Annotated in this window: 19 protein-coding genes; 9 read left to right on the plus strand and 10 right to left on the minus strand. The window is 60.7% G+C overall.

Going from position 1 to position 19,457, the window contains the following annotated elements; all coding sequences use genetic code 11:
• The first annotated feature begins 16 nt into the window (after positions 1-16).
• The 4 genes from HDE72_RS19815 (at position 17) to HDE72_RS19830 (ending at position 1,828) form a co-directional block, all read left to right on the plus strand.
• Entirely contained in the window at positions 17-241 is a 225-nt protein-coding gene (locus HDE72_RS19815) for a VOC family protein (protein ID WP_183744278.1), read from the plus strand.
• An 80-nt stretch (positions 242-321) separates the two neighbouring features.
• Complete coding sequence (locus tag HDE72_RS19820; RefSeq protein WP_183744281.1) at positions 322-759, plus strand: MbcA/ParS/Xre antitoxin family protein; 438 nt, start codon at positions 322-324, stop codon at positions 757-759.
• A 2-nt stretch (positions 760-761) separates the two neighbouring features.
• Positions 762-1,466 carry an RES family NAD+ phosphorylase gene (locus HDE72_RS19825; protein ID WP_260176814.1) on the plus strand — a complete coding sequence of 235 codons (705 nt, stop codon included), beginning with the start codon at positions 762-764 and terminating at the stop codon, positions 1,464-1,466.
• 41 nt (positions 1,467-1,507) lie between these two features.
• Positions 1,508-1,828, plus strand: coding sequence for a DUF2288 domain-containing protein (locus HDE72_RS19830; RefSeq protein WP_183744284.1), 321 nt, complete (start codon positions 1,508-1,510; stop codon positions 1,826-1,828).
• Here HDE72_RS19830 and HDE72_RS19835 read toward each other — a convergent pair.
• The 7 genes from HDE72_RS19835 to HDE72_RS19865 all read right to left on the minus strand — a co-directional run bounded on the left by HDE72_RS19835 (position 1,825) and on the right by HDE72_RS19865 (position 10,858).
• Positions 1,825-3,987 (minus strand): TonB-dependent receptor plug domain-containing protein, encoded by a 2,163-nt coding sequence (locus HDE72_RS19835; RefSeq protein ID WP_260176815.1) that lies wholly within the window; start codon positions 3,985-3,987, stop codon positions 1,825-1,827. The genes HDE72_RS19830 and HDE72_RS19835 overlap by 4 nt on opposite strands.
• 99 nt (positions 3,988-4,086) lie before the next feature.
• A complete protein-coding gene (locus HDE72_RS19840) occupies positions 4,087-4,842 on the minus strand; it encodes a LytR/AlgR family response regulator transcription factor (protein ID WP_183744287.1) in 756 nt (251 codons plus the stop codon).
• Positions 4,842-5,963 (minus strand): sensor histidine kinase, encoded by a 1,122-nt coding sequence (locus tag HDE72_RS19845; protein ID WP_183744290.1) that lies wholly within the window; start codon positions 5,961-5,963, stop codon positions 4,842-4,844. The genes HDE72_RS19840 and HDE72_RS19845 overlap by 1 nt, the downstream gene beginning before the upstream one ends.
• Positions 5,964-6,049: 86 nt before the next feature.
• Positions 6,050-6,772: an ABC transporter ATP-binding protein gene (locus HDE72_RS19850; protein ID WP_183744293.1), complete on the minus strand. Its 723-nt coding sequence runs from the start codon at positions 6,770-6,772 to the stop codon at positions 6,050-6,052.
• A 10-nt stretch (positions 6,773-6,782) separates the two neighbouring features.
• Positions 6,783-8,726, minus strand: a complete 1,944-nt coding sequence (locus HDE72_RS19855) for a branched-chain amino acid ABC transporter ATP-binding protein/permease (RefSeq protein WP_183744297.1) — start codon at positions 8,724-8,726, stop codon at positions 6,783-6,785.
• Between the two features lie 7 nt (positions 8,727-8,733).
• Entirely contained in the window at positions 8,734-9,624 is an 891-nt protein-coding gene (locus HDE72_RS19860) for a branched-chain amino acid ABC transporter permease (protein WP_183677458.1), read from the minus strand.
• A 76-nt stretch (positions 9,625-9,700) separates the two neighbouring features.
• On the minus strand, positions 9,701-10,858 hold the full coding sequence (locus HDE72_RS19865) for an ABC transporter substrate-binding protein (protein ID WP_183744300.1): 1,158 nt from the start codon (positions 10,856-10,858) through the stop codon (positions 9,701-9,703).
• A gap of 240 nt (positions 10,859-11,098) precedes the next feature.
• Here HDE72_RS19865 and HDE72_RS19870 point away from each other — a divergent pair, with 240 nt between their 5' ends.
• Positions 11,099-12,124, plus strand: a complete 1,026-nt coding sequence (locus HDE72_RS19870) for a hypothetical protein (protein WP_183744303.1) — start codon at positions 11,099-11,101, stop codon at positions 12,122-12,124.
• Positions 12,125-12,149: 25 nt separating this feature from the next.
• Positions 12,150-12,557 (plus strand): hypothetical protein, encoded by a 408-nt coding sequence (locus tag HDE72_RS19875; RefSeq protein WP_183744306.1) that lies wholly within the window; start codon positions 12,150-12,152, stop codon positions 12,555-12,557.
• A gap of 1 nt (position 12,558) precedes the next feature.
• On the opposite strand, the gene HDE72_RS19880 is transcribed toward HDE72_RS19875, so the two are convergent.
• Both HDE72_RS19880 and HDE72_RS19885 read right to left on the minus strand, forming a co-directional pair.
• The gene (locus HDE72_RS19880) at positions 12,559-13,041 is read right to left on the minus strand and encodes a tetratricopeptide repeat protein (protein WP_183744309.1); all 483 of its coding nucleotides are present in this window, start codon (positions 13,039-13,041) and stop codon (positions 12,559-12,561) included.
• Positions 13,038-15,059: a bifunctional 2',3'-cyclic-nucleotide 2'-phosphodiesterase/3'-nucleotidase gene (locus HDE72_RS19885; protein ID WP_183744313.1), complete on the minus strand. Its 2,022-nt coding sequence runs from the start codon at positions 15,057-15,059 to the stop codon at positions 13,038-13,040. The genes HDE72_RS19880 and HDE72_RS19885 overlap by 4 nt, the downstream gene beginning before the upstream one ends.
• An 11-nt stretch (positions 15,060-15,070) precedes the next feature.
• Between HDE72_RS19885 and HDE72_RS19890 the strand changes: the two genes are divergently transcribed.
• From HDE72_RS19890 to lysS, 3 genes are all read left to right on the plus strand, one after another.
• Positions 15,071-15,346: a hypothetical protein gene (locus tag HDE72_RS19890; RefSeq protein ID WP_183744630.1), complete on the plus strand. Its 276-nt coding sequence runs from the start codon at positions 15,071-15,073 to the stop codon at positions 15,344-15,346.
• Positions 15,263-16,367, plus strand: a protein-coding gene (gene prfB, locus HDE72_RS19895) for a peptide chain release factor 2 (protein WP_183744572.1) whose coding sequence is annotated in 2 segments (ribosomal slippage) — positions 15,263-15,343 and positions 15,345-16,367 — 1,104 coding nt in all. Because the reading frame shifts where the segments join, the coding sequence is not laid out codon by codon here. Before HDE72_RS19890 ends, prfB begins: the two co-directional genes overlap by 84 nt.
• Before the next feature lie 108 nt (positions 16,368-16,475).
• A complete protein-coding gene (gene lysS, locus HDE72_RS19900) occupies positions 16,476-18,005 on the plus strand; it encodes a lysine--tRNA ligase (RefSeq protein WP_183744317.1) in 1,530 nt (509 codons plus the stop codon).
• Positions 18,006-18,108: 103 nt separating this feature from the next.
• Here lysS and HDE72_RS19905 read toward each other — a convergent pair whose 3' ends face one another.
• Positions 18,109-19,452: a type II toxin-antitoxin system HipA family toxin gene (locus HDE72_RS19905; protein WP_183744320.1), complete on the minus strand. Its 1,344-nt coding sequence runs from the start codon at positions 19,450-19,452 to the stop codon at positions 18,109-18,111.
• Positions 19,453-19,457: the final 5 nt, after the last annotated feature.

Below are 19,457 nucleotides of genomic sequence, written 5' to 3' on the forward strand. Positions count from 1 at the left end.
ATAACCCTCTCACTCCATGCTCACTGGCTTGAACCACCTCACCCTGGCCGTGCGCGACCTCGAACGCAGCCTCGTCTTTTACCGTAATACCCTGGGGAACCTTAACCGCAGCGAAGGCGATTGCCTGTATTTTCTGGATCCGGACGGCCATCAACTGGAAGCGCATGTGGGCGGCCTGGCAACGCGTCTGGTGGCATGCCACAAGGCGCCCTACGATGGCATGGTTTTCTTTGATGAGTGACAAGGTGTAGCGCACACGCTTGCGCCGCCGCTGCAACAATTCCATAAAAGGAGTAATATTAATCCATAAAAGGAGTCACTATGCAACTAGCCTACGCCTACCCCAAGAGCCGCTTTGAACCGGCTGTCCTGGTCGACCTGAACGCCAAGGGCGAGCGCGAACGCTTGTCGCTGGCGGCGCTGAAAGGCTTTTTCAAGCTGGCCGCCGCCTGGAAGCTGCGCGACGACGATGCGCGCGAATTGCTGGGCGGCTTGTCGAGCAGCGCTTATTACGAGTGGAAAAAGAACCCGGACCGCTTGCTGGAAGTGGACCGCATCACGCGCATTTCCTATCTGCTCGGCATTTATAAAGCGCTGCACATCCTGTACGGCGACAAGTTGGCCGATGAATGGGTCAGCTTGCCCAACAAAAATCCCATCTTTGGCGGGCGCACGCCCCTGTCGCAAATGCTGGCGGGCGGCTTGCTGGCCATGCAAACCGTGCGCAAGTTGCTCGATGCGCGGCGTGGAGGGCTGTAATCTTGTCTGTTAAACCAGCAGAGGCGGAAAGTTTGCCACCCTTGGCCGCTTTGCGCCAGATCGATACCTGCCGTTTGATCCCGTCGCGCTTTGCCGATATGGAAGACTCCGTACTGGCGCCGCTAGCGGAAGACGACGACCATCTGCGCGAGCTGTTTGAACTGGACAACGCGACCAATGCGCGGCTGGTGGCCGAGTACGGCGGCGCGCCAGGAATTGGCGTGGACGAGCTGGTTTTTGGCGTGCCCCACTTCCGCATCATCAACGCCGCCTACACCTATGCCCGGCCGGAAGGCGCACGCTTCAACGATGGCGACCGGGGCGCCTGGTATTGCGCATTCGAGATGGAAACGGCGCTGGCCGAGATCATTTTCCACAAGACCGTGGAGTACCAGGAAATCGACCGTTTTGACGATAGCGTCAGCTACCAGTCGCTGCTGGCCGATTTTTCCGCCAGTTTCCACGATCTGCGCGGCCAGGAGCGCTACCAGGCTTGCCTGGATCCGGCCAGCTATATCGTTTCGCAAGACCTGGCGGCCGTGCTGCTCGACGCCGGCTCCCTGGGCGTGATCTTCCCCAGCGCCAGGCGCGCGGGCGGCACCAACCTGGCCTGCTTCCGCCCTGCGCTGGTCGGCAATGTTCGCAAAGGCGCGGCCTATCGTTTAACATGGCAGGGTACGCTGGCGCCGCGCGTTGAAATGATGTAAATACGCGGCCGGCATCCTACTCATAGAATCTGAATACTCGCATGCAAACCAACCCTGAAAAAGATACCGACCTCCGTCTCAAAGTCAACAGCGAAACGGCCCGCCTGCCGTGGCGCGAACTGGAAAAACATTTCGCCCAAGGCAATGTGGTCTGGGTCGCCAATGAACTGGACTTGGTCGAAGTCGCCGTACGCATCTCGCACGACGACAAGGCCAGTATTGCGCAATGGCTGGGCGACGGCAAAGTCGCCAAAGTGTCGGACCAGCAGGCGCTGGACTGGCAGGCGGCCGATGCGGCGCTATGGGCGGTGGTTGTCAGTCCGTTTATCCTGGTGCAAGAAGAAAAACCTACCAAACATTAAAGACTGCGCTCCATCATCAAACGTATCGTTGCCTGTCCCGGGGTGCTCGTCACGCTGCTGCTGGAACCCGCCGCATCGGCGTAAGACTGGCCCTGTACCCGCTGCTGGCGCAGCAAATTGGCCAGCGACAGGCGCACCCGCGTGTTCGCTTCCGGCTGCCACAGGGCATAAGCGTCGACGCTGCGCTTGACACTGCTGTAGCTGCTGGAATAGGCATCGAGGCGCGCCAGGCCACCCGTCTGCAAATTGAAGTTGCCACCCATGCTGATGGCAGGCGACAGCCGGTAATCGAGGCCCAGGTTGAGCGTGGACGGCACCTGGCTGGCCAGGCGGTTGCCCGGCCCCGGTACGGCGTCGACCCGCGACCAGTTGCGCGCAGCATTGGCGCGCAAGTCGATATCGGGTGCGCCCGCCAGCCAGGTCCGCAGCGGGAATTTCAAGTCCGCCTCGATGCCATGCACGCTGGCGATGCCATTGTTGAACGGGCTGGTGATCCAGATGCCATCCTGCTCGTAAAGGCGCTGCACGGTCACATCGCTGATGCGGCGTGCAAACGCCGACACGCTGGCCACGCCGCTCTTGCCGAAGTAGCTTTCATAGGCCAGGTCCAGCCCCCAGGCCAGTTCCGGGCGCAGGTCCGGATTGCCCTGGAAATCGGGATTGTTGGCGCTGTTGCCGTTATTGATGGTGTAGCGGCGCGGCACCAGGCTGCGCGTGCCGGGCGCTTTATAGGTGCGCGCCAGCGCCAGGCGCAGCTGGTCGCGCTCCTGCTCGGGCAGTTTCCACAGCATGTGCAGCACCGGGCTCCATACGCTCGAGCGCGTCTGCACCTTGGCCAGGGTCGCGCCTTCGGTAGCCGTACGCAGCCCTTCCCAGCGCACGCCCGCATACATTTGCAGCCGTGGCGTCATGTCCCATTCATCTTGCGCAAACAGGGCCAGGCGCTGCACGTCGGCCGTGTAGTCTTCATCGAGCGCATACGGTGCGCCGCCGGCGGGAAAAGTGTCGCGCTGGCTGCGCGCTTCGCTGCGCCGTATCAGGCTGCCATCCCAGCCCGTGCTCAAGGCATGGCCGCCGCCCAGGCGGGCCAGGTATTTGCCGCTGCTGTTGTAGCTGTCATCGACCGCCCATGACACGACGCGGCGCAGCAGCAAGGACGTGCCATCGATGGCATTACCGTCAAAGCCGTAATCGGTATCGCGCCGGTTATGGTTCAGACCCAGCCTGGCCGTCAGCTTGCCTGCCGCGCCAAACGCATGCACCCAACTCACGTCGCTACGCGCCGAGAATATGCTCGCCTGCGAACTGGCGTCGTTATCCGGATAGCTGGTAGCGGCGCCCAGCAAGCTGGTTTCGCGCGCCGTGCCATCGAAGGCCGTGCGGTACCAATCCAGCAGGCTTTGCCAGCTCAAAGTATCGCCATTGTCCAACACCCAGTTCAGGCGCGGCGTCAGGCTGGCCTTGTTGATGGACGAGCGGCTATCGTTGCGCGTACGGCGCAGTACCAACGCCTCGCCGGCAGGACCATAGGCGCTGTCTTGCGTCGCGCCATGCATCACATCGTCGGTGCTGCGGTCCAGCGCCCCCGTCAAGGCATACGAAAAGCCTTGCAGCTTGTCTTCCACGCTCAGGGACGCCGATGGATTCCAGCGGCCGGCCACTCTGCCCGTGCCCAGTTTGGCTACACGCTGTTTGCGGCTGGCGCCCTTGCGCAAGATCAGGTTGATGCTGCCGGCGACCGCCTGCATGCTGTATTCGGCCGTCGCGCTGCGCAGGATTTCGATGCGCTCTATCATTTCAGGCGCCATAGCCTCGATGGAAAAACCGGGCGGCGCCGGATCGCCATTGATCAGGATTTGCGTATAGCCCGCACCCAGGCCACGCATGCGCACCTCGTTGCCGACCACGGACACGCCAGGCTGGCGCTTGAGCATGGCCGTCAGATTGTTCTCGCCATACTGCGCAATGTCTTCGCGGCTGATGATGATTTTTGCGGCCGTGTCGTCGCGCCGCTGCTGCACGCCGCTGGCGCCGGACACTTCCACGCGCGCCATCGGTGCGCCATCCTGGCTGACGGTGGCGTCCTGCGCATGGCTGGCAGTGGCGGACAGGCACAAGAGAATAAAAGGGGAAATACTGCGGCTGCTTTTCGGTGGCATGGGATGCTGATTCAAGTAGTGGTGATGAGAACTGCAGTATTGCCAATCCCGTACTGGCCGTCTGCCAAAGCGTGACGAATCACCGCATCACCGTGACGGCTACTCCATGGCCCGGCGCACTTTGTCCAGATAACGCTCGCTGACCGGCACTTGCGCGCCGCAGTGCAAGGTGGCGGCATAAGTGCCGTCGCCCGTTACGGCCAGGCTATGCAACTGGGACAGGCGCACGACGGCACACCGGTGCACCCTTGAAAAGTGCGCAGTATCGAGATGCGTTTCCAATTTGCTCAGTGTCACGCGATGCAGGATAGTACGCCCTGCCGTATGCAGCTGTACATAGTTACCGGCCGATTCCAGCCATAATATTTCAGCAACAGCGATGCGCTCGATGCGTCCGACGGAACGCACGCTGAGATGCGTCAGCCATGGCGAGGCTAGAGGCGCCAGATAGCCGCGCAAGGCGCGCGCATAAGCACCACGCTGTGCCAGCGCCAGCATGGCTGCGGCACGCTCGACGGCCTGCGCCAGCCGGGAATCATCGAGCGGCTTGAGCAAATAATCGAGGGCATGGACTTCGAAGGCGGCCACCGCATGTTCGCTATACGCCGTCACGAAAATGATCAACGGCGGCTCGGCCTGCTCACTCAGGCTGCGCGCCAGTGCCAGGCCCGACTCCTGCGGCATCTGAATATCGAGGAAGATCACATCGACTGCCTGCGCGGCCAGCGCGGTACGGGCAGCAGCAGCGCTCGCGCATTCGGCGACGATACGCCATTGCCCATGCGCCGCCAGTGCGTAACGCAGATTGATACGGCTTGGCGCTTCGTCGTCGACGATGACCGTGTTAATCATCATCACGCCACCTGCAGCGGCATGCGGATTTCGACCAGGAAGCGGCCATCGACACGCTGTGTCTGCAGGCTGGCTTGCTTGTTGGAGGACTGCAAACGCTCGCGCGTGTTTTGCAAGCCCAGTCCCGCCCCGGGATTCGGTGTAGCGTGCGGCTGCAAAGGGTTACACACGCGTATCAGCACATCATTGCCAGCCAGCGCGAACGACAAGCGGATATCGCCTTCACCCTCATGGCTATCGAGATCATGGCGCAGCGCGTTCTCGATCAAGGGCTGCAACAGCAGCGGCGGGCAATCGCCATGCCGGACCGCGACGCTATCGCCCTCGATGACAAAATGCAGGCGCGCACCGTAGCGCAGCCTTTGCAGGGACAGGTAATCGTGCACGAACTGCAGTTCCTCGCCAATGCTCACTGTCTCGCGCGCACCGGCCGCCAGCGCATAACGCAGCAAGTCGCTCAAGCGCGCGATGCCAGACAAGGCCAGCGGGCCGTCGGCCGTGCGCACCAGTGCGCTGATGGCGTTCAAGGCATTGAAGATAAAATGGGGCTCCAGTTGCGCACGCAGCGCCAGCATGCGCTGCTGTTCCAGGGCCAACTGCAAGGCCAGGTTATCGTTTTGCGCACGCCGCCAGCCTGCTTCGCGCACCCGCGCAAGACGCCAGTTGCCTATCGCCGCCATCGCCACCAGCGTGCCGCTCATCCAGGAAAATTCCGTAAAGCGGTTAAACATGGGCATGGCCATGAAGGCTGAACAGACAGCCGCCCATGCCACACCGGCTCCACGAAATAACACATCGCAAAACGCCACATACAGCCATTCCAGCGGCAAAAAGGAAAACAGCAAGCCTGTATAAATGAGGGCGCTGCGCCGGGCGCTGTCGAACAGGGCCGGCCAGCGGGACAGTGCCAGCGACAAGCCGCTACCGAGCATAATCATCGGCACATGGTAGGCCAGCCAGCGCAGCAGGAAATGGCCATAGCCATGCACGGCCTGGCCCACATAATCACGGTAGGAGCCGAGTGCGCCGACTGCGCAGATCGCGGTCCAGACGGCGGTGTGACAGGCTATCGTTGGGGCAATGGCTGGCCAGATGGGAAAAGATGGCGCGTCGGGTGTCTTCATGCGCGCCGAGTATAGCAGCGCGATTACGGCATCTGGCGGCAAATCAGCCCCGCACAGCGGGGTTTCGTCACACGCTCAATAAAACCCTAGTGCCCGCCTCCCAGGTAAGCCGCAATCACCTTCGGATCGGTCTTCAGACTCTCGGCCGGGCCGTGCACGGAGATGCTGCCGTTTTCCAGCACGTAGCCGTAATCGGCCACGTTCAGGGCGGCGGCGGCGAACTGTTCCACCAGCAGCATGGTCACGCCCTCGGCCTTCAGGCGCGTGATGATGCGGAAGACTTCTTCCACCAGGATGGGCGCCAGGCCCATCGATGGCTCGTCCAGCAAAATCACTTCCGGGTTCAGCATCACGGCGCGGGCCATGGCCAGCATTTGCTGTTCGCCGCCCGACAAGGTGCCGGCCAGCTGGTCGCGCCGCTCCTTTAACCTGGGGAACAGCTCCATGGCCTTGTCCAGGTCGCCCCGGATATCGCCCTTGGGGCGCGCCCGCGTAAACCGGGGGAATGCGCCCAGCAGCAGGTTGTCGGTCACCGACATCGAGGCAAAGACGCGCCGCCCTTCCGGCGAATGGGCCAGGCCCGCGCGCGCGATGCGGTGCGAATCGAAGCCGGTAACATCCTCGCCGCCCAGGGTGACGCTACCCGATTTGGGTTTCAGCATGCCGGAAATGGCGCGCATGGTGGTGGTCTTGCCGGCGCCGTTAGAGCCGATCAGGGTCACCAGCTTGCCTTTCGGGACATCGAGCGAAATGCCGTGCAAGACTTCGACTTTGCCGTAGCCGGCATGCAGATCAGAGATGGTCAGCATGATGTTCCTCTCAATGCGCCGTGGTAGCCAGGGACTCGGCGCTGCCGCCCAGATAGGCTTCGATTACTTTCGGGTCGCTTTGCACGGCGGCAGGCACGCCCTCGGCTATCTTCTGGCCGAAGTCCAGCACCGTCACCACGTCGGACAGCGCCATCACCACGTCCATATGATGCTCGATCAGGATAATGGTGATGCCGTGCTCGCGGATCTTGCGGATGATGGCCATCAGCTCCTTGATATCGGGCGCCGTCAGGCCGGCCGCCGGTTCATCGAGCAGCAGCAAGCGGGGATTCAGGCCCAGCGCGCGGCCGATTTCCAGCAGGCGCTGCTTGCCATAGGGCAGATTGCGCGCCTCTTCATTGGCCAGCTCGGCCAGGCCCACGAATTCCAGGATGCTGGCCGCCCGCGCGCGCGCTGCCGCTTCTTCGCGCTGGTAGCGCGGCGTGTGCAGCATCACGTCCAGCACGTTCGACCTGAAGGTATTGTGCAAGCCGACCAGCACGTTTTCGGTGGCCGTCATTTCGCCGAACAGCTGCACATTTTGAAAGGTGCGCGCCACGCCGCCCAGCGCGATCTGGGACGGCGTGCGGCCAGAGATCACCACACCGGCAAACTCCACCTTGCCCGCCGTTGGTTTGTAGATCCCCGTCAGCACATTCATCATGGTGCTCTTGCCCGAGCCATTCGGCCCGATCAAGCCATGCACGGAACCTTGCGTGACATTCAAGTCCACCCGGTTCAGGGCTTTCAAGCCGCCAAACTGCATCAGCGCCTGCTCGACCTTCAGCAGGGTCGCGCCCTGCTGACCACCTTGCGCATGCTGGAATGGCGCCACGCCGCTGGCCGCCACGGCCGCCACATGGCCGCGCCCCTTGCCGACAAAACTCATCAAAAATCCCACGATGCCATCTTGCAGGTAGTAGACGACAAATAAGGTCATCAAGCCAAAGATGGTCAAACGCCAGTCGATCATATTATCGAGCTTGTAGGAAAAGGCGGCCAGGCCGATGGTGGCGGCCAGCGGCACGATCACGCCGCGCACGGTAGAGCGTTTTTTTGCCAGCATGTAGGCCGAACCGATCACGCCCAGTATGGCGGCGCTGACCGCGATCTGGCGGAACAGCTCAATGTCGGCCAACAGGCTGGGCAGCATGACCACGATCAGTGCGCCGATCAAGGCGCCCGAACGCGTCTTGCGCCCGCCCATGATGACGGCCAGCAGGAACAAGATCGTCAGCTCGAAGTTGTAGGTATTGGGCGAGATATACTCTTCCGAATACGCATACAGGCTGCCGGCCAGGCCCGCAAAGCCGGCGCTGATGACGAAGGCGTACACCTTGTAGCGGTACACGGACACACCCATGCAGTCGGACGCGATCGGGCTGTCGCGCAAGGCTTCGAAAGCGCGCCCCAGGTTCGATTTCAAGATACGGTGGACGATGATCAGCGAGATCACCATCAGTGCGGCCACCATATAGTAGTACTCGACCTCGCTCAATTGATGGCCGAACATGAGGGGTTTATTGATCTTGATACCCATCGGCCCTTCCGTCAAAAAGCTCATCTCGTTGATCAGTATCTGCACGATGGTGCCAAAAGCCAGGGTGACCATCGCCAGGTACGGGCCCGTCACGCGCAGGGCTGGCAGGGCCAGGATGGCGCCGAACAGCGCCGCGCCGGCGATACTGGCCGGTATCGCCAGCCAGAAAGGCAAGCCCAGTTTGAATACCAGCACGCCGGTGGCGTAGGAACCAATGCCGAACAGGCCCGCGTGGCCCAGCGACACCTGCCCCGTGTAGCCGACCACGATATCGAGACCGAACAGCAGAATCGCGTAAATCAAAATGGTTTCGGCCAGGTGAATGTAATACGGATTCGGAATGACGATGGGGTATAGCAGCAGCGCGGCCAGTCCCGCCGCGCTCAGGACCAGCATGGTGATTTTCTTGTTCATCTATCCCTCAGACTTTCTTGATCGCGGCTTTGCCGAACAGGCCGGACGGCTTGATGGCCAGCACCAGCAGCAGAAGCAGCAGTCCTGGCACTTCCTTGTAGCCAGTGGAAATGTAATAGCCGGTGGTGGTCTCGGCGATACCCAGGATCAGACCGCCGACGATGGCGCCCACGCCCGAAGTCAGGCCGCCGATAATCGCCACCGCAAAGGCTTTCAAGCCCAGCGAGGCGCCCATGGTGGCGCCCGTCAGGGTCAGCGGCGCCACCAGCACGCCGGCGAAAGCGGCCGTGGCCGACGACAAGGCGTAGGAAAACGTGATCACCCTGCCCGTGTTGATTCCCATCAGGCCGGCCGCATCGCGGTCATTCGCGGTGGCGACGACGGCCTTGCCATAGATCGATTTGCGGTTGAAGATTTCCACCGCCAGCATGATGGCCAGCGCGCCGACGACCACCGCCACCTGCATCGGCTGCACATTGGCGCCGAAGATGGTGAACGGTGCGGCAGACAGCGGCGAGGGGAAGGTCAGGTCATCCTTGCCCCAGATGTTTTCCGCCACATTTTTAAAGATGATGGCCAGCGCGATGGTCGACATGATCCAGCCGAATTCGGACTTGATCTTGATGGCGGGCCGCACGCCTATCCATTCGACGAACATGCCCTGCAAGGCGCCGAAGGCGATCACCAGGGGGATCATCAGCAGATAACCCATGTACGGGCCGCCGTGGATGGTGCCCACCAGCGAGAGGCCCACCAGGGCGCCCAGCATCAGGGATTCGCCCTGGCCAAAATTGAGGGTGCCCGAAGTGGCGAAGGTCAGCTGGTAACCGAAGGCGATGACGGCATAGATCATGCCCAGCGCGATGCCGCTGAAGACTAGCTGCAGGAAGATTTCCATGATATTCCCCGATAGACGAAGATAAGACAATGGCCAGCAAGGCTGGCCATTTCGCAACTAAAGACTTTCGCCGGGCTTACTTGGCGAGGATGACCTTGCCATCCTTGACTTCGCCGAACACGGTCAGGTCGGCCGTGATGGCTTCATGGTTGGCCTTGCTGAAAGGCTTGTTGTAGGTGGTGACGGCGCCATCGACCTTTTCGCTGAGGTTTTCCAGCGCGGCGCGCACTTTCGGGCCGTCCGTGCCGCCCGCCTGCTTGATGGCCGCGGCCAGCAGGTAGACCGAGTCATAACCCTGCGCGGCCGACACGGCCGACGGCATGCGTCCGCCCGACGGTTTATACGCCGCCACGTAGGCGTCGATGAAGGCCTTGCGCTTGGGCGTGCTGGCGTCCTGGATGAAGGTTTGCGGCATGCGCGTGCCGTCGCCATTCTTGCCCGCATTGTCGATAAAGTTACCCATGGCCAGGGTCCAGCTGCCGATCAGCGGCACTTTCCAGCCCAGTTTTTCCATGCCGTTGGCGATCTGCGCCAGTTCCGGGCCTATGCCATAGGTGAGCACTACTTCGGCGCCCGCCTGCTTGGCTTTCAAGAGCTGGGCCGTCATGTCGACGTCCTTGATATTGTATTTTTCAACGGCGACCGGCTTGATGCCTTTGGCATCCAAGGCTTTTTCCAGGTCGGCGCGGCCCAGCTGGCCATAATTGGTGGAGTCGGCCAGGATCGCCACTTTCTTGAAGTTACGCCGCGTGACGGCTTCTTCGACGATCATGTGCGACTGGATCTGGTCACTGGCCGCGTTGCGGAAGATGTAATTGTCCGGCTGGTCGGCAAATTGTTTGGTAATGATCGAGCCGGTCGCCACGTTGTTGATCACGGGGATCTTGGCTTCCTGATAAAAACGCTGCGAGGCCAGGGCCACGCCGGTATTGATGTAACCCACGGTGGCGGCGACTTTTTCCTTGTTGATCAATTCCTGCGCAATCTGCACGCCGCGCTCGTTCTTGGCTTCGTCGTCGCGTTCGATCAGCAACAGCGAACGACCCATGACGCCGCCCTTGGCATTGATTTCAGCTACCGCCAGCTTGACGCCGTCGCGCATGGACACGCCCATGGGCGCGGAACCGCCCGTGAAGGGGCCGGACACGCCGATCTTGATGGGGTCGGCTGCAAAAGCGACTTGAGAGAAACCCAAAACCAAACTTGCCACGAGCAACTTCTGTTTGAAATTCATTGTCATCTCCTGTGATACAACGTTTTTAGTCCTACTTATTTTTATAGTCGTACGCTGGATAACCGCCCCATCGATAAATCATTGTAGGTTAGTAAACATGCACCAGCAACAACTACATATGACGCGGCGCAGCATGCATAAAAAAGCCTGATTGCTTGCTCAAACGTCAGTTTTCTGTAAGGAAAATATGGGTGGAATTGCTGCGGCATGCGCTGATATTGTGGTGAAAAGCAGCGCCAGGTGCAAGCAAACCGGGCAATCGACCGGGCACTGATCTGGCGCAAATCCATCGCTGGCCAGCATGCTAAGTTCGGCAAGGCCGGCGCCCATACGCAGGCCATTCCAGCCACCCCACCGCATGGAGGCGATATGCAGCGCCCGTCGAGATTTACCCTTCCCACCTTGCTGCTGGCCGTCCTGCTGCTGGGCGGCTGCACGAATCTGGCGCCGGTGCGCACCTTCGCCGAGCAGACGCAAAAACTGTCGGCCAGTTTCGATCCCATGCTGGCCGGCACACTCAATAGCTGCACCGACAACGCCATGCGCAAGCGGCTGATCATGAGCGAGCGCTTCGATGCGCAGGCCAGCGAACAGGCGGCGCAGGCCGATTGCCTACCGATTGCCCAGGCCAGCATCCCGATCGCCAGGCTGAACGATGTATTGCTGCGCTATGCACAAACCCTGGCGCAAGTGGCGGACGACAAGCTGCCCGTGCACAAGCAGGAATTCACGGCGCTCGGCGATGCGCTGGGGGGCTTGACGCAGCCCGGCGGCGATACACCGCTGCTCGATGCCGGCAAGTTAAGCAAGGTGGTCAAGCTGAGCGAACACCTGAGCCGCCTGGCCACGCAGCGCCTGCAAAAATCGGCCTTGCGCGAATTGCTCGATGAACAGGAAGCCGTGACCATCGTCAGCAATGCGCTCAAGGAATATGCGCAGCGCAGCTACCGCGCCGGCTTGCAGGATGAATTGCGCGACCTGCAACTGCTGCGTAGCGCCGTCGATGGCGCCGCGCCGCGCGAACCGCTGGCCGCCAACTACATCCGCACCCGGCTCTACCTGGAAAGCCGGCAATTGCAGGAGCGGCAGAAAATCGTCGCCAGCTATGTGCGCGCCGTCGATTCGCTGCAAGCGGGCATCGCCAGTTTGCGGGCCAACCTGGACAGCCTGCAAGCGCCGGAACTGCAGCAGCAGCTGGCGCAGTTTACCGAGCACGTCGATGCGCTGCAGCAGCAAGCCGTCTTTTACGCCCCCGCCCGCTGGTGAAGTCGTACTATAAAAGGAGAACAGCATGGCCCAACTGACTGCATTGACGAAGGACCAGGCATACGCGATTGCCGACAGCCTGGCACAGGCATCGAGCCTGGTGCTGGAATTGCGTATCCGCGAACGCCCTTCACTGGCGCCCGCAGACCAGGACTTATTGGAACAATATGAAAACCATCTGGACCAGATGGTAGCCCTGTTTCGCGCCTACGGCATCAGCCTGATCGCCGAAGGGGCAGAACAGGCGCGCAGCGATATCGAGGGCGCCATCGCCAAGGGCAAGGCCCAGCTCAAGCGCATCGCCGACGTGAAAGCTGCCATCGGCGCCGCGGCCAAACTGGTCGACCTGGGCGCGGCCATTTTGTCGCGCGACCCGCTTGCCATCGGCGAGGCGGCCGCCAGCTTGCGCGCCAAGCCGGAGAAGGAAGACTAGCTTAGGGTTCGGGTTGGCGGTGCGTCATCGCATGCTCCGCCATTTTCAGAAATAGCGCAGCCTGCTCCTCATTGTGCACATAGCCCATGCGTCCTTCACCCAGGGCGACGGATTTCTGCTGCAGCGCTTCCGGGTATTCAGCCTCGCAGGCGGCATCGAGCCAGTAGCGGGCCTGTGCTGCATCGCTGTCAAACAGCATGTTCGCCACGATGAACATGGCGGGCACCACTTGCCGCTGCGCGGCCAGGATGAGCCAGCGCAGCGCAGCCGCCTGGTCTTGCGGGCCACCCATGCCGTTCTTGACCATCAGACCCAGGTAATAGGCGGCAGGACCGCTGCCCTGCCCGGCCGCCTCGGTGAACAGCAGGCGCGCCTGCGGCTGCTGCGCCGATGCGCCACGCATCAGGGCCTTCGCTTGCACCAGCTGCGCGGCAGGGTCGCCAGCCGCCAGCGCTGCCGCCAGCAGCCACGCCGCCGCCATCATTTCGACAGGTCGACCTGATACAGCGCAAAACCCTTGCCTGCGCCGTCGTCGGCCTGCAGCTGGGTCACGTTATCGATGCCAGCATCCTTCGCCAGGGCGATCACGTTGGGCGCCGAGTGGAATACCACCGGGCCTTTGGTGATGGCTTTGGCGAAGCGCCAGCTGCGCGCCGAACCGTTTTTCACGCGCGTCAGGTTTTTCTCTTTGCTGACATAGGCGATCAGGATTTCGCGGTTGTTGTCCGGCGAGGCGACTATCGTCTTGCTGCCATCGAGGCCAGGGAAATTACCACCGCCGCTGGCCCGGTAGTTATTCGTCGCGATCAAAAATTCCTGCTTGGCATCGACCGGCTTGCCCTGGTAAGTCAGGCCCTTGATGCGCTGGCCGGGCGGCTGCGTCACGTCGATCTGGTAGCTGACATCGGCACTGCTGATGGCGTCGAAGTTATAGCTGGGATGGGCCGCGTTGATCAATTCCTGCGCTTCAAGCTTGTTAGGGTCGATGGTATTGAAGCGGCGTGCCGACTGTTCCAGCCAGGCTGTCAATTCTGCGCCCGTCATCTTCACGCCATACAGGGCGTTCGGATACAGATACAGGTCGGCCGCGTTATTGAGGGCCACGCTGCCCGCCTTGACGTCCGTGTAATCGGATACACCGGCCGAACCGCTCTTGAAGGGCGACGACATCGACAGCACCGGCAAGCTGGCGTATTGCGGCAAATTGGCCTTGACGTAGGCCGCCAGGTAAGCGCCCTGCGCCTGGTTCACCACTTCGATGGCGCTGACATCGCCCACGTCGGCAAAATAGGTGTTCATGCGGAAGTCCGTCACGCCCACCGGTGTCTGCACATACTGGATGGTCGCTGCATGTTCCTCGGCCACCAGCGCGGCAAGCTCCGCATCGGGCGCCACATAGCTTTTGTCTGCATTCTGGATGCCGCGCGCTTCCACCGTGGTGCGGTTCTTGTCGACGATCCACTGCTTGCCGTCATATTGCAGGTGCAAGCCGATCACGCCCAGGTGCTTGCCCCACAAATTGGCCATCACGGTCGGCACGCCATTGACCAGGCCCTTTACCTTGTCGACGCCGGGCAGATTAAATTGCGGCACCGTGCTGGCCGCGTTCGGGAACAGCTGGTGCGAGTGGCCGATCAGCATGGCGTCCACGCCGGGCACCTGCGACAGATAGTAGTTACCGTTTTCCATGGTCGGTGAATACGGGCTGTTATCGAGGCCGCCGTGCGAAATCGCCACCACCAGGTCGGCGCCCCTGGCGCGCATCTCGGGAATGTATTTTTCTGCCGTCTCGCGCACGCCCTGGGTGTAGACGCGCCCTTCCAGCCAGCGCTTGTCCCAGGACAGGATGGTCGGCGGCGTGAAGCCGATGATGCCCACCTTGATGGTGGCCGCTACCTGCTTGCCATCGGGGCCGGTAGCCGTGATCTGCTTGTCGATGATGTGGTAAGGAGCGAACAGCGGCTTGCCGCTCTTGACGCTAACCACATTGGCCAGCACTTGCGGGAAGTGAGGGCCGGCGCAGCGCGGCTTGGCTGGATCGACGCTGTCGACGTCAAACTGGCTGCCCGTCACCTGGCTCAGATACGCCAGGCCGTAATTGAATTCATGGTTGCCGATGCCGCCGCCATCAACCTTCAACAGGTTCAAGGCCTTGTAGACAGCCAAGGTCTGGTCGCAGGCCACCGGTTTGACCAGCGCCTGGTAATCGGCCAGCGCCGTGCCCTGGATGGTGTCGCCGTTATCGAGCAGGAGGTTATTCGGGAACTCGGCACGCGCCTGCGCGATCACGGTCGCCGTGCGTTCCAGGCCGATCGACGGCTCGGCCTGGAGCTTGTAATAGTCATAACTTAATACATTCGCGTGCAAGTCCGTCGTCTCCAGCAAAGCCAGCGTGGCGCTGCTGCCGGCTTGTGGCTGGGCTAAGCCTGTCGCGGCGGGCGGCAAGGCGCCGCAACCGGCCAGCAGCAGCGGTAACAGGGCGAGACGAGGAAGTTGGCGCATGATGGTTCCCTATGGAAAGACAATATCGCCAGCATCATACGCAGCACGGCAGCCGCCATCAAGCCATAAAATATTGTCGTAAATACCTCAAAACAGTGATTTTATTCTCCCGTGCGGCAGTGTTTCATTGCTGCCGCCATCAGAAACGGCCCATGCTCGCGTATAATTCAGGGTTTGATTTCACCATAGAAGACCAGAATATTATGGAAGCCGAACGCATCAACGCCATCTCCGCCCTGCTCTCCGACCTCACGGTCCGCGAAGCCGAACTTCGGAGGTATCTTTGACTTCACTGTCAAGTCGGAGAAACTAGAGCAAGTCAACGAAGAGCTGGAAGATCCTACCGTCTGGAACGATCCCAAGCGCGCCCAGGACCTCGGCAAAGAGAAGAAGGCGCTGGAAGCCATCGTCTTTACCTTGACCAAGGCTGACGCCGACCTGCGCGACACCAAGGACCTGTTTGCCATGGCCCGCGAAGAAAGCGACGACGAGACGCTCGAAGCGATCGAGCAGGACGTGCAGGAAATCCGCAAGGTCATCGAAAGCATGGAATTTCGCCGGATGTTCAACAATCCGATGGACCCGAACAACTGCTTTATCGACATCCAGGCCGGCGCCGGTGGTACGGAAGCCCAGGACTGGGCCTCGATGCTGCTGCGCCAATACCTGCGCTATTGCGAACGCAAGGGCTTCAAGGTTGAAATCCTGGAGCAGTCCGACGGCGAGGTAGCCGGCATCAAGACCGCCACGCTGAAAGTCGAGGGCGATCACGCCTATGGCTTCCTGCGCACGGAAACGGGCGTGCACCGCCTGGTGCGCAAGTCGCCATTCGACTCGGCCAACGGCCGCCACACCTCGTTTACGTCGCTGTTCGTGTACCCGGAAGTCGATGATTCGATCGAGATCGACGTCAACCCGGCCGATATCCGCGTCGATACCTACCGCGCGTCGGGCGCCGGTGGTCAGCACATCAATAAAACCGACTCCGCAGTCCGCATGACCCACGGACCAACCGGCATCGTGGTGCAGTGCCAGAACGACCGTTCGCAGCACCGCAACCGCGCCGAAGCGATGGAAATGCTGAAGGCCAAACTGTACGAACATGAGCTGCGCAAGCGCATGAGCGAGCAGCAAAAGCTGGAAGACTCGAAAACCGACGTGGGCTGGGGCCACCAGATCCGTTCCTACGTGCTGGACCAGTCCCGCATCAAGGACTTGCGTACCGGCTTCGAGACGGGCAACACCAAGGGCGTACTCGATGGCGACATCGACGAGTTCATCTCCGCCTCGCTCAAGCAAGGCGTATAAGAGCTGCCGGCTCCGTGCGCTGTTCGCCGCAGCGCACGGCCATGCCTTAACACTGCGCGGTAAAACGGCGCATTAACACTGAATTAATCACCAAAGACAGACCCCATCATGACTACGGATATCCAAGAACAAGCCGCCGCCCCCGATGAAAACAAGATCATCGCCGAGCGCCGCGTCAAGCTGGCCGCACTGCGCGAACAAGGCATTGCCTTCCCCAACGATTTCCGCCCTGAGCACAAGGCGGCCGATCTGCACGCACAATACGACAGCAAGACGCGCGAAGAGCTGGAAGAGCATCCCGTAGCCGTGGTGCTGGCTGGCCGCATGATGCTGAAGCGCGAAGCCGGCAAGAAAGCCGCTTTCGCCACCCTGCAAGACGCCTCCGGCCCGAAAGCCGATGGCCGCATCCAGATCTACGCCACGCTGGACCTGACGGGTATAGCCGCCATGGCCGCGCTGCACCACTATGACCTGGGCGATATCCTGGGCGTAACCGGCACGCTGTTCAAGACCAAGACCGACGAACTGACCATCAAGGTCACGGAACTGCGCTTGATCACCAAGTCGCTGCGCCCGCTGCCGGACAAATTCCACGGCCTGGCCGACCAGGAAACCAAGTACCGCCAGCGCTACGTCGACCTGATCATGAGCGAAGAGACGCGCCGCACCTTCAAGGCGCGTACCGCCGCCATCTCGTCGATCCGCCGCTTCATGGAAAAGAACGAGTTCATGGAAGTCGAAACGCCGATGCTGCACACGATTCCAGGCGGCGCCGCGGCAAAACCATTCATCACCCACCACAATGCGCTGGACATGCAGATGTTCCTGCGTATCGCGCCCGAGCTGTACCTGAAGCGCCTGGTGGTGGGCGGCTTCGACCGCGTGTTCGAGATCAACCGCAACTTCCGCAACGAAGGCGTGTCGATCCGTCACAACCCTGAATTCACGATGATGGAATTCTACGCGGCCTACACCGATTACAAATGGCTGATGGACTTCACCGAAGCGGTGATCCGCCAGGCCGCCATTGATGCGCACGGCACCGCCACCCTGACCTACGGCGGCCGCGAGCTGGACCTGGCAAAACCGTTCCACCGCCTGACCATCGTCGGCGCGATCAACAAGTACGCCCCGCACTACACGAACGAGCAATTGCACGATGCGGAATTCATCAAGGCCGAGCTGAAGAAATTCGGCGTCAAGCCATTCGCCACCGCCGGCCTGGGCGCGCTGCAACTGGCGCTGTTCGAAGAAACCGCTGAAGCGCAGCTGTGGGAACCAACCTACATCATCGACTACCCGGTCGAAGTGTCGCCACTGGCGCGCGCTTCCGACACGGTGGCCGGCATTACCGAGCGCTTCGAGCTGTTCATGGTCGGCCGCGAGATCGCCAACGGCTTCTCCGAGTTGAACGACGCAGAAGACCAGTCGGCCCGCTTCCTGGCGCAAGTCGCCGCCAAGGACGCCGGCGATGAAGAAGCCATGTTCTACGACGCAGACTACATCCGCGCCCTGGAATACGGCATGCCCCCAGCCGGCGGCTGCGGTATCGGCATCGACCGCTTGATGATGATCATCACGGATTCGCCGAATATCCGTGACGTCTTGCTGTTCCCGCATCTGCGCCGCGAAGAGTAATCACGGACGCAAGCTGATAAAAAGCCGCCTGATCTCGCGATCTGGCGGCTTTTTTTATCCAATGACACGCCCCGGAGTAAGCTGGCACTTTTTCGCTGAAGACTCAAGGAACATCAACTTCTGGGGGCTGATTCGTCGGCGCAGCCTGATCCCTCCATGGATGCGGGGTACGACGCCGTCGCAGGAATGATTGCAACACCGGCCTGCTTTTGATAAATTCAACGAGACGTTTTTTTTGCTCCGGACGAAGTGTGCTTGCCTCTATCATTTCCGGCCAGTGCTCCAGTGCACGAGCACAAACATCGCTGATGACAGCACGCAACGCTGGCTCGGACAAGCCGAGTGCATCACAAAATCCACGAAGGGACGCTGGATCGAGCATGTGGTGTTTTTTCATCCCGGCACTAAAAGCGAGCGCGTGCCCGCGACCGCCCATGTAGACGCTGTAGGCAACAATATCGTAAGCTGGCGAGAGTTCAATACGCCTGCCCGGGAAATGCAACACACCAATGTTTTTCAAATGGAAATCATAGTTTCCGACGAGCTCAGAAACTGCGATACGCCGCAGCAGTTCTTTCACCGCTGACATCCCCAGCCCATCGACCGCAAGCATCACCGATGCGATGTCGGCGTAGGTACCACCAGTGTATTTTCTGGCTGGATCGACAGAGAGAATTTGGGCAAAGTCTTCTGCGTGGAGCCGGCCAGGACGATCGCGGTCAAAACGTTCAACAGCGAGAAACTGATCGGTGTCACCCAGATCGTACCAATGGCTTGCATCGATTAGTTCAAGCGGCTGCAATGTGGCCGTACACGCATTGACTCCAGCAGCGGTGGCCAGACGAAGCGACAACTCTTCTACTTGAGGGAGCAAGTCAAACTGAGACGTTGGCAACTTCCCAATGACGTGTCCGCTATCGAGATTACGCGCTGCAACAAAACGCCCGCCCTTTTTAAGCAGTGCTATCTTGGGTTGCATACCCGAGATACTGACGCCATCCTCAAGTGGATCATCAACAACACTCACCTCTATTGATTCCTTGTTCTGTGTGACCAGTTGGGCAGTCAAATGGCCGTCGCGTGCCGGCAACGCATATACATTACCAGGCAAGTCGCCACCGCAAGCGGCCAGGATCTCGAAATGGTCATTCGGATCGCAATTTCGCTCGGCGACAATATGGTCGCGTAGCCCCCCTTCGGGTAACAAGTTCTGAAAGAAGGCAGGCAATTTTCCTTCGCCAAGCGAGTTGAGGACAGGATTGAGCGAATCGAAGAAAAAAGCACGCTGCTGTGCTGGATCTCCTGCCAGCATTGACAGCGATAAAAGCGGAGCTTGGGCGTCATTTGCGTAAGCCTCGTCTACCGCGAACCGAATGATGTCTCCGTAACGAAACAAATGGCCCCCGCGAAGGTCGCCGATCAAAATCTCCAACACGCTAATTCTCATTGACA

Origin of the sequence: Janthinobacterium saanense (assembly GCF_014200675.1) — a bacterium.
Classification (GTDB): domain Bacteria; phylum Pseudomonadota; class Gammaproteobacteria; order Burkholderiales; family Burkholderiaceae_D; genus Janthinobacterium.